General features: G+C 66.8%; 11 protein-coding genes and 1 pseudogene. 5 read left to right on the top strand and 7 right to left on the bottom strand.

Features of this window, described 5'->3' with window-relative positions; genetic code table 11:
• Positions 1 to 140 precede the first annotated feature (140 nt).
• The 4 genes and pseudogenes from WDW90_RS32535 to WDW90_RS32520 all read right to left on the bottom strand — a co-directional run.
• Positions 141 to 893, bottom strand: a complete 753-nt coding sequence (locus WDW90_RS32535) for an IS6 family transposase (RefSeq protein ID WP_336491754.1) — start codon at positions 891 to 893, stop codon at positions 141 to 143.
• A gap of 825 nt (positions 894 to 1,718) precedes the next feature.
• Positions 1,719 to 2,012: a hypothetical protein gene (locus WDW90_RS32530; protein ID WP_336491752.1), complete on the bottom strand. Its 294-nt coding sequence runs from the start codon at positions 2,010 to 2,012 to the stop codon at positions 1,719 to 1,721.
• 8 nt (positions 2,013 to 2,020) lie between these two features.
• A complete protein-coding gene (locus WDW90_RS32525; protein WP_336491751.1) occupies positions 2,021 to 2,662 on the bottom strand; it encodes a nucleotide-binding protein in 642 nt (213 codons plus the stop codon).
• 337 nt (positions 2,663 to 2,999) lie between these two features.
• A pseudogene (locus WDW90_RS32520) lies at positions 3,000 to 3,191 on the bottom strand (HU family DNA-binding protein); the annotation flags it as partial.
• A gap of 370 nt (positions 3,192 to 3,561) precedes the next feature.
• Between WDW90_RS32520 and WDW90_RS32515 the strand changes: the two are divergent.
• Together WDW90_RS32515 and WDW90_RS32510 are read left to right on the top strand one after the other, a co-directional pair.
• Positions 3,562 to 4,314 (top strand): hypothetical protein, encoded by a 753-nt coding sequence (locus WDW90_RS32515; RefSeq protein WP_336491749.1) that lies wholly within the window; start codon positions 3,562 to 3,564, stop codon positions 4,312 to 4,314.
• 657 nt (positions 4,315 to 4,971) lie between these two features.
• A complete protein-coding gene (locus WDW90_RS32510; protein WP_336491747.1) occupies positions 4,972 to 5,190 on the top strand; it encodes a hypothetical protein in 219 nt (72 codons plus the stop codon).
• Positions 5,191 to 5,429: 239 nt separating this feature from the next.
• Here the strand turns inward: WDW90_RS32510 and WDW90_RS32505 are convergent, their stop codons facing one another.
• Entirely contained in the window at positions 5,430 to 5,612 is a 183-nt protein-coding gene (locus tag WDW90_RS32505) for a hypothetical protein (RefSeq protein ID WP_336491745.1), read from the bottom strand.
• A 243-nt stretch (positions 5,613 to 5,855) separates the two neighbouring features.
• Here WDW90_RS32505 and WDW90_RS32500 point away from each other — a divergent pair, with 243 nt between their 5' ends.
• The gene (locus WDW90_RS32500; RefSeq protein ID WP_336491744.1) at positions 5,856 to 6,083 is read left to right on the top strand and encodes a hypothetical protein; all 228 of its coding nucleotides are present in this window, start codon (positions 5,856 to 5,858) and stop codon (positions 6,081 to 6,083) included.
• Between the two features lie 455 nt (positions 6,084 to 6,538).
• On the opposite strand, the gene WDW90_RS32495 is transcribed toward WDW90_RS32500, so the two are convergent.
• Both WDW90_RS32495 and WDW90_RS32490 read right to left on the bottom strand, forming a co-directional pair.
• Complete coding sequence (locus WDW90_RS32495; RefSeq protein WP_336491742.1) at positions 6,539 to 6,790, bottom strand: hypothetical protein; 252 nt, start codon at positions 6,788 to 6,790, stop codon at positions 6,539 to 6,541.
• Between the two features lie 25 nt (positions 6,791 to 6,815).
• A complete protein-coding gene (locus WDW90_RS32490) occupies positions 6,816 to 7,055 on the bottom strand; it encodes a hypothetical protein (RefSeq protein WP_336491740.1) in 240 nt (79 codons plus the stop codon).
• 243 nt (positions 7,056 to 7,298) lie between these two features.
• Between WDW90_RS32490 and WDW90_RS32485 the strand changes: the two genes are divergently transcribed.
• Both WDW90_RS32485 and WDW90_RS32480 read left to right on the top strand, forming a co-directional pair.
• Positions 7,299 to 7,787 (top strand): Ros/MucR family transcriptional regulator, encoded by a 489-nt coding sequence (locus tag WDW90_RS32485; protein WP_336491739.1) that lies wholly within the window; start codon positions 7,299 to 7,301, stop codon positions 7,785 to 7,787.
• 464 nt (positions 7,788 to 8,251) lie between these two features.
• Entirely contained in the window at positions 8,252 to 9,145 is an 894-nt protein-coding gene (locus WDW90_RS32480; protein ID WP_336491738.1) for a hypothetical protein, read from the top strand.
• Positions 9,146 to 9,227: the final 82 nt, after the last annotated feature.

Here is a 9,227-nt window from a genome sequence, read left to right as displayed (position 1 = left end):
GCCGCATCAAAGGCCGCACACATGTCAGCACCCGACCACGTGCCACACCGCTCTTGAAGATTTCTCTTGCTCCTAAAGGGGCGTCCACACATGTCGCAAGCTCGGCTACAGGCCGCAGAAGGGACTCTGCTGCCCTGCTTTCATGCTTTGTTCGCAACGGGAAGTCCGAAGCAGACGGCCAGCAGCTGGTTCTGCTCGCAGATGGTCCACACGCCGGCAAAGCCGAAGCCCTTGCGCAGCCACAGCATGGCCTCGAAGCCCTGGATCGTGCGCCGCGCCGTGACGAATGATTGGAAGCCGCCCACGCGGGGCATCGGCCGTTTGACCCGGAAGTGGTCGCTCTCGATCCCTTGCTGCAGGTGCTTGGTGACATGGTGGATGGGGTTGCAGGCTAGCAGGCCGCTCTTCCTCGCCGCGACGATGGCCGGTGGATAGGTGCCGGCACCATCCGTGCCGATCCGGTCGGGCGATAGCAGCGGCTGATCGTCGAGCATCTTGCGGAAGAACCGCTTGGCCGCGTCCAGATCGCGGTTGGCGGTCAGCAGGAAGTCCACAGGCGTGCCGTGCTTGTCGACGGCTCGGTACAGATAGCGCCACTGCCCGCGGACCCGGATGTATGTCTCGTCGATTCGAATTGACCCGCAATGCGGCTTGCGGAACTGCCGCAAGCGCTTCTCGATCAGCGGCGCGTAGGCAAGCACCCAGCGGTTCAGCGTGCTGTGATCGACCTCCAGGCCGCGTTCCAGAAACAACTCCTCGATGTCGCGGTAGCTCAACGGATAGCGCAGGTACCAGGAGACGGCCTGGACAATGAGAGTCGCCTCGAAGTGCCGCCCCCTGAAGTCGGCCTTCGAGCGCTGCTTCAGCTTCGCGGCGATGGCGGACAGGATCATGGACCGGCTCCAAAGCGGAGGCGGCAAGCTGAGCGGGTATGGCTAACGACCCGTAAATGACGGCGGGCTCGGGTTTGCGACAAGCCCAGTGCGGGCCGGTTGACGAGCTTGGCCATAGCGCTAGCTGACCGGCGCCGGCTGCTGCGCGAAAGCCCCCACCAGAGGCCGGTCCGACGACGCGGACCATTCATCCCCGGACGGTCCACGTCGTCGGCTTTCGCTCTCGTCTGTCCGCTCCGAACGATTGCCGGCCCCTGCCCCGAGGCGCAGCATCACCGTGCGCCCTGTTGGGAGGGTGGCAGGCATCGGCCGCGCACGCTGAAGGCGACCCCAGAGTGGAGCGCCGGTCGGTGACCCCTACCCGTCTCAGAACCGCCTTTCGTGGTCCCGCAGCTCGGGTATGGCCGCGATGTTGACCGCGATCGGGCGCCGCGCTCCCGCCCGGCCGCGGCCTCGAGACTGGTCCGGCTAGCTGCCTGAGAAGGCGCGGCTCAGTGCTGAACGACGGCGTGCGGATCGAGGTGCGACGCATGGGTGCCGGTCACGGACTCCACCGCGCCGTAGATCGAAACATCCCCGCCGTTGTTGATGACGGCGCCGTTGACCATGCCGTGAATATCCGCGGATCCGCCCTCTTCGACGATGACGTTGCTTCGGAGAGCGAGAAAGTCCTCGGCGACCTGTACGGCAATCTTTGCGTTTCTATCGCCGTATAACTGACGATCTGGATTAGGCTTTGCGCTGCGCTCACCCTCGACGTTTAGTCTTCGTCATCGACCCATTGCAGGCCGGTTGGGGAAAGCCCCGCCGGCCCTTTTTGCGTGTCTAGGGCTCCAGGGACCCGGCCTTCTCCAGCTCGCGCGAGATCCAGCCGGCCACCATGTCCTGAGTTGTCTCGCGGCGCTTCAGGCTCAAGAGCCGGAGCTGATACCAGACGTCGGGGTCCAGCCAGATCGTGACTCCCTTCCCACCCTTGCGCGCCGCCGGCCTCTTGGCCTTCGCCTCCTTGGGCTCTGTCGCCTCCTGGGACTCTGCGGGCGGCTCGACCAGCTTGCGCAGGTCGGCCACTGGGTTGGTCGCGACCGCATCCTTGGTGGCACTGCGGATGTCGAACTTCATGGCTGCGCTCATGCCGCGGCCCTCGGCAGCTCGACGCCGATCTGGCCCATCGTCCAGGCGAACAGCGCGTCGATCTCCTGGGCCGCCCTCCCCCCGGGCTCGCCCTGCTGAGCGCATAGGCCGCCCGACAGCGGGCGCGAGAAGGCGACCCGGTGGTAGAGCGCGCCGGGGTAGAGCGGCACGCCGCGGTCGGCGAGGCCGTCCCGGGTGCCGGCAAGGTCGGCGTCGGTGGTGGTGTTGCAGTCGTTCAGCACCACCGCGCACGGGCGCTTGGCGAACGCCGTGATGTCGAGCGTCGCCGCGATCGCGTCCACGTCCATGATCGAGGGCTTGCAGGGCACCAGAATGAAGTCGGCCGCGCGACAGGCGATGATCGCCGGCCGGTCGGCGTGGGGCGCCGAATCCACGATGAGCAGGTCCAGCCCGCCGACCCTGGCCCGGGCCTGCACGTCCTCGAGTTGCTCGGCGGTAGCAGTCGCGGCGAAGGGCTCCGCGTCCCGGCGCTTGCTCCACTTCCACGCGCTCGCCTGGGGGTCGAGGTCCACGATGGCGGCCGAGAGGCCGGCCATGTGGGCGGCCACGGCGAGGTGGATGGAGAGCGTCGTCTTGCCGGCGCCCCCCTTCTGGGAGACGAGCGACAGGGTTCGCATCGGATGGCTTCCTTTCGAGCTGTTCGGCTGCGAAGCAAGCGGCCAAGCGAGTTAACAAGCTGTTAAGCCATCGCGCTGCGAAGCCTGCGGACCAGCGTGCTGGCCGGCCAGCGCCGCAGCACGACAGCGAGCCAGCCAGCAAGCCGACAAGCAGGCCATCTCACCAGCCGGCCAGCGCCGCAGCACGCAAGCGCGCCAGCGGAACAGCGCGCTGGGAAGCTGCCGAGCCAGCTGGGCAGGTCGCTTGCCGGGCAGCGAGCAAGCGCGTCAGCGCGCTTGCGGGATAGCGCGTCAGTTAGCAGGCGAGCCAGCGGGCCAGCCTGTCAGCGGGCAAGTCGGGGTTGCGGCCCTGTCGAGGGCGCCTGGTCTTGGTCGTGGAGGCGCCAAAGCCGCGCAGCTCTACCCGCTTACCGTCCGCTAGCGCTTCCACGATCCGGCCGAGGACCGCGTTCACGATGGCCTCGCAGTTGCGTTCGTAAAGGTGCGGGTTCAGATCCGCGAGGCGGCTGACAAGCTCGGACTTGATCACGCGCTGGAGACGAGCACGAGGGGGCTGCTGGTTCAAGCCAGCCCGGCGCGGCCGTGCCGGCGTTGACTTAACCGTCCTGGCCACGCGACATGGCATGTCCGGCAGGCTCGCTCCCGCGAGTCGTGAGCCGGGGAAGGAGACCGCCGCGACGAAGACCTAAGCCCAAAACGCCAACGGCCCCACCCCGGCAAGGGTGAGGCCGTCGAAAATCGAATGGTGCTCTGGGCACGCGTCGCTGCTCCCCAGACATCACAGCTCCGCTCAGGAGTCAATCGGGTTCGCTTCCCGAGACGATGGCGCTTTGCCTTTTGCCGGGTGCGCATGCCGTGCGTGCCCCTGCTTTGACGCGGCCCGAGCAGGGCTGTGAACGATGTTTCGCGAGACGATGGGGGCTGCCATCGCGGGCGCCCGAACGCTGGCGCAGATGGACGAGCTGTCCCGCCAGGTGTGGCAGGCGCATGCTTCCGGTGCTGTGGACGATGCGGGCGCTCAGAGGCTCGCTGAGCGCCTGCACGAGCGCCGCAGCAGCATCCGGGCCGGGATTGTGCCCGTGGGCATTCCTGCCGGCCGTGTGAGCCTGTTTCCACCTCGCAAGCGGCCCTCCTCGCCCAACCGGATCGCTTCACGAGATCGGCGCCGCCTGCTGGCCTGCTCCGGTCCGATGCCGCCCGCTCTCGCTGCCCGCTTCACCACCGGGGAACTCGCCGTCCTGCGCATCGTCGCCGACGAGGTGGCCGAGAAGGGCGTGTGCGGGCTCTGCATTGACGCCATTGCCGCCAGGGCAGGGGTGTGCCGGCGCTTGGCCCAGAGCGCCATCCGCTTGGCCGAGGGCGACGGGCTGCTGACCATCCAGGAGCGTCGGCACCAAGGCCGCCGGAGCGATCCCAACCTGATCCGGATCATCAGTCGCGAGTGGCAAGCCTGGATGCGTCGCGCCCGGGGGACGGCAGCCAAGGGGGGAGGGTGCAAAAGCCTGCACCCCACGGATACGAGGGTGTTAACTCCGGGGGCAACGAGGCCAGCGGCACCGTTCAAGAAGCTGCCGAAACGGCAGGATTGCCTTCAGCTCAGTGGCTCACCAGAATCGGCGCAGATGGCGAAGCCGGTGACAGCTATGCCATGAGGGCATACGGCCGGACGCTTTGACGAACGGCGGAGCTGGCGCCGATGCGCGTACCCAGATGGGGCCACTACCTGGGTCTGACCTTAGCCATACCCTGCCTGCTGATCGCACTTGCCCTGGCGAGCTACGCGGTCTGGGAAGCGCGGCCTCTGCCAGCTTGCCTCGCCGGTGGCCTCGACCCGCTCAATCCGGCCCAGAAATGTCGGTGGCTGATCGTTCGCGGAGGTGAGCCCATTCTACAGGGCGCAGCGCCTAACGGAGTCACTCTGGTCGAGGAGAGCACGGTGTCAGCCCTGCCGGACTTCATCGCAGCCGAACGCGCAGCTCTTGCGGCTATGGGGCTGTACCTTGCTGGCTGCGGGATCGGCTGGGGCGTAGGCCGCCGCACGATGCGCGCCCGTCAGTGAGGCAAGCTGACCCAGGGCAGCGCGTCACGTAGCCGAGGCCTGCCACCGGGCAGATGCTGCGGGCATGTTGGATCTTGCAGCCATCGTGATGCTCACAGGAGCGGCCGGCGCCGTTGCGCTGATCGCGGCTGCTCATCCGCGTGTTGAGCGTCTGCTTCGCAGGACCTACTTGCGGTAGCGGAGAGACACACGGGTTCGTTGCTCACCTGCTCCACTCAGGAGCAACGGCTTCTCTGGGCAGAAGCGACGCATGGCCGACATCGCCATCATGATCGGCACGCCTCAGGGCGCGCGCCTGCTGGCCTTCTCGGACGAGAGGGACGCAGCCATCATGGCTGAAACGGTCCTGCGCCGGCTGCCCGCAACTGCGCTCCCGGCGCCTGTCTGGGTCCAATGTGCCGATCCTGCCGTCACCCGCAGGCTTGCCGACTATCTCGTCGAGGTTCAGGCGGATCTGATCGGGATGTAGGTAGGCCGTGGGGAGAAGCGGTGGGTCCCTTTTCGGCGCCGATTCATCCTAGCGGAGCAGCGGCAGCCCACTACCGATCAGGAAGAGGCCTCCAACGATCAGAGAGCCGCCGACGCCCTCGAGAGCCGCTTGCCGGTCTGGAACACGATCGGCGGCGTAGGCGAGGCTCGTGCCCAGGACAAGGCACAGCACACTCAAAGCGACGAGGACCAAAGCCTTCGCGCCTCCAGAGAGTTATCTCAGGCCTTCTTGGCCGGATGCGCCGGCAGATCCGTCACCCGGAAGGGCAAGCCGCCCATCTGAGCGTAAGCCTCGTCCATCATGACGGAGCCGCTCTGGGCCATTGAGAGTTCGGCCCGAGCTACGAGGCCGGTGCTAGCCAGAACCGCAACGGCGACCAGAGCAGCTTTGAACTGACGCATGTTCATCTCCCGTGTTGATGGGATGAGCATCCGCCTCGCCCCGTGAAGGATGGAGCGCAAAATTGCATCAAATTGTCTGGGTTCCGGTTGCACGAATTGATGGTCGCAGACGTGCTTAACTGCCCGTAGCTTACGGGATCATCGTGCCCGAACCGATTGGTTGTGAGCCAGCGCACCGCCAACGTGCGCCTGCGAGCCTGTGGTGTTCAGACAGTGTTGGGGGCCACCGACAGGGAGGCCGACATGTCCGGGCAGATCGACACCGCTACCAGCAGCTATCGCTTCGCGGTGTACCCGCCATCCGGGTCGGGAATGCCGTGGCTCCTGGTCTGCATCGGACCGGATGGCGATGTGGTCGACTCGCAGGGCTTCACCACCAGCGAGGCGGCGACTGCCGCAAGCCGCAGGGCCCAGGCGTTCTTCGGCGTTCTGACCGCGTTTTCCCAGCCTGAGGCGGCCTTGGCAGCCTGAAGGCCGTAGATGGGTCCCATTCAGCGTCGGGCGTGGGCCCGTCACGTGGGGCCTGTTCCATGCGGTAGGCGCAGGTACGCATGCGACAGGCCGAGTGCGGCCGACTTCTCCCTGTGATCGAGCGCAGGTATGAGCGCCTCCTTTCGAGCTCAGGGAGAGGCTTTATGACCCTTGCGCAGGTGCGCACGGTCTCGGACTGGCGTGCAAGCGGCTACCGTGGCTTGCGCATCCTGCGCTGCCCGGAATGCGGGAGTGGGACCCATCAGACCTGGGAGGAACTGGACGCGGCCCCCGGCGAGGATGTGGTTGAGGTCGCCCGGCGGGTGCGGTGTCACGGGTGCGAGCAGCCGCCGGCCGGCCTTGCTGTGGCTACCTACCGGGATGTGACTGACACCCGCCGGACGTGAGGAGTGCGGGTGCGGGGCTCCGCGAGCATGGGAAGGGAAGGCATCTGTTCAGTGTTCCGGGCCGCTGACGAGTTCGCAGGCGCCGTCGAGGTGCCTCTCGATGGCCCACATGGCAGCATCGAGGGTGGGATAGAGGATATACGGACCACCGAGCCGGGCTCCGGGCTCCGGCACGACGGTGAACTCGTTTGACCGCGGGGTCTGCCGGATCGTGCCGAGCACGTGCCCGAGCCGGTCCTCCAGGCGCCACGTGCCGCCGGCCGACCTGGGCGCCCCGACTGGTGTCACGACGACGTCCATGGTCTCGCCTCCGAATGCACGACAGTCAGTCCTTCAGGTCGTGATTGAGTTCGCAGACGCCGCCCGTGTGCTGCTCGATGGCCGCCAAGGCGGCGTCGAGGGAGGCGTGATGGGCGGGCATGCCGTAGAGCGGGCTCTCCGGCTCCGCCACAATGGTGAACGTGTCCGTCCCGGGCGGGTTCCGGATTGCGCCGAGGGGCGCCCCGAGCCGGTCGGTGAGCCACCACGCGTCCTCGTCCCTCACGGGCGTAACGACCACGTCCATGGCGATCACGTCCCCGCCCCCGAACGTAAGATAACAGATCGTCTGGCGTTCGGACCGGGGCGTCAAGGCGCGGCGCGGGTCGGAGCACTGGGGCGCGCCGACGTGCATCAGTAGAAAACCGCAATGCGCCGAGACAGGCCCGCTTTCGCCGGAATGGCGGATGATGTCTCCCAAAGAGTGATTGTGCTCTGGGTGCACTCGCACTGAGGCTTCGATCATCAATGAGTGATCGGAGGAAAAGCCGTGAAAGAAGACCCCGGGGTGCCGTCGACAATCCATGTCGACGTCACGGCTCAGATCGTCTCGGCCTACGTCTCAAAGAATTCCGTCTGGGCCGCTCACCTGCCGGATCTGATCGTCAGCGTGCACGCCGCGCTGTCCGGGCTGGGCAAGACTGCGGAACCGGCCGGCAACGTCGAGAAGCCTACACCGGCTCAGATCACGAAATCGATCACGCCGGATGCGCTGATCTCCTTCATCGACGGCAAGCCCTACAAGACCCTCAAGCGGCACCTGACCCGGCATGGGCTCAGCATGCAGGAGTACCGCGCCCGCTATGGCCTGCCGGTGGACTACCCCGCGACAGCCCCGAACTTCTCGGCCCGGCGCTCCGAACTGGCCCGGGCCCTCGGGCTCGGCCAGCAGCGCCGGAAGTCTGCAGGTGGCTCCGCCCCCTCATCTGAGCCGAAGGGCAGACGCAAGCCGAAGGTTGCCGGCCAAGCCGAGGCGTGAGGCGCGGACAGACAAGGTCCACCGCGGCAGGGGAGATGGGCGATGCGACGGCTCGGGATGTTCGTCTTCCTCACGGGCGCGTTTTGCCCACCCATCGCCCTCCTGCTGATGCTCGTCCACGGCAACATGGATTGGCTCACGTCTCGGAGTGATCTGATGCTGCTCGGTCTCTGGGGGTGGCTGTCCTGCTGCTCGCAGCGCTCACCGCATTGGGGGCCCTCAGCAGCGCCAAGCGTCAGGGCAAGGGCAGCTGGTGAGGGCTGCTGTTGCGCGAGGTGCGCAGTGCCGGTTCCGCAAGGCCCGTCAGAGTGCCTTAGCGATTTGACACGCAAGGAGGTGCAGAGGCATGCATTCACGGAGCTGTGGAGTGTCTGACGCGATTTGATGATCTGACCAAAAACCCATTGACGTCAGTCACTTGGGTACAAATGCTGGCGTTTGGCGTCCGGCACCCCATCCATGTCATGAAGCGCGAAACCCTCAAAGGCCCTCTCTGGATCTTGATCCTCTTCCTCGCCTCCGGCTCGGTTGGCTCGTCCCAGGGGGCCTCCCCCTCCAGCACGGCCACGCCCGCACCTGAGGCCGCACGCAAGCCCGACCCTCCCTACCAAATGCACGGGGCCAGCCATGCCCAGCAGCCCTGGTCGCCTCGTGCCTGCCGGGCGGGCGCCATCGATACGGGTAGGGTCGAGACGCCCGACTTCATCGGGCAGCGCTACCGGATCCACAAGTTCGCCAGCGGCCACGGCTGGGCCAAGATTCGGTTCAGCATCCGCGGGCGCATCTTCGAGAACGGGTTCGCGCTCGACCCCAAGGCTTCCGAGCGGCCACCGAGGCTGGTCTGGGGCCAGCGAGATCGCGCCCTGGAACAGCGCACGGGTGCCGCCGAAGCGCTAGTCCTCGAACGGTACCCGACCACCGGAGGGCTGGTGCTCTCACTCGACTGCCTGCAGCCCGGCGGCCCAGTCGGCACGCCGGCCCCTAAGCCCAAGCCCAAGCCCCGGCCTGAGGGCGGTTGCCGTATCGAGCGCGCCACCCTCAAGGTTGAGCGGCAAAATCCCGTGACCAGCCCGACCCGGATAGACATTGAACAGTGGATCCCCGGGAAGGACAGCCTCAGAGATATCGGCAGTGCCCTGGTTCGGCCCAATCCGGCTGGCGGGCTCCTCGTCGGGCCCGTGCGCCCGGCCGCTTTGAACTGGGAACTCGGCGTCTGGGTCAAACCCGGCGACACCCTTACGGCCACTGACGTCTCGCAGGACGAGAAGGAGGGCCGGATGGGCGGCTGGATGACGGTCAAGGCGGGGGACGGCTACGTGCTGAAGGTCGTCGCCTGTCCCACCCGGCGGTCGCGGTAGGTGCTCTAGCCTGTCGTTCCCTGTGGGAGGTCGCTGACTGGCTCTCCGCAGAGACGTCTACCTCTTCCTGGGGAGGGTGCCG

The sequence above is a fragment of the Methylobacterium nigriterrae genome, assembly GCF_037106235.1.
GTDB classification, from domain to species: domain Bacteria; phylum Pseudomonadota; class Alphaproteobacteria; order Rhizobiales; family Beijerinckiaceae; genus Methylobacterium; species Methylobacterium nigriterrae.
This window is presented reverse-complemented; position numbering and strand designations above follow the sequence as displayed.

Coding starts and splice junctions, on each gene's coding strand:
- WDW90_RS32535 (WP_336491754.1), bottom strand. CDS start 893: ATGATCCTGTCCGCCATCGCCGCGAAGCTGAAGCAGCGCTCGAAGGCC.
- WDW90_RS32530 (WP_336491752.1), bottom strand. CDS start 2,012: ATGAAGTTCGACATCCGCAGTGCCACCAAGGATGCGGTCGCGACCAAC.
- WDW90_RS32525 (WP_336491751.1), bottom strand. CDS start 2,662: ATGCGAACCCTGTCGCTCGTCTCCCAGAAGGGGGGCGCCGGCAAGACG.
- WDW90_RS32515 (WP_336491749.1), top strand. CDS start 3,562: ATGTTTCGCGAGACGATGGGGGCTGCCATCGCGGGCGCCCGAACGCTG.
- WDW90_RS32510 (WP_336491747.1), top strand. CDS start 4,972: ATGGCCGACATCGCCATCATGATCGGCACGCCTCAGGGCGCGCGCCTG.
- WDW90_RS32505 (WP_336491745.1), bottom strand. CDS start 5,612: ATGCGTCAGTTCAAAGCTGCTCTGGTCGCCGTTGCGGTTCTGGCTAGC.
- WDW90_RS32500 (WP_336491744.1), top strand. CDS start 5,856: ATGTCCGGGCAGATCGACACCGCTACCAGCAGCTATCGCTTCGCGGTG.
- WDW90_RS32495 (WP_336491742.1), bottom strand. CDS start 6,790: ATGGACGTCGTCGTGACACCAGTCGGGGCGCCCAGGTCGGCCGGCGGC.
- WDW90_RS32490 (WP_336491740.1), bottom strand. CDS start 7,055: ATGGACGTGGTCGTTACGCCCGTGAGGGACGAGGACGCGTGGTGGCTC.
- WDW90_RS32480 (WP_336491738.1), top strand. CDS start 8,252: ATGAAGCGCGAAACCCTCAAAGGCCCTCTCTGGATCTTGATCCTCTTC.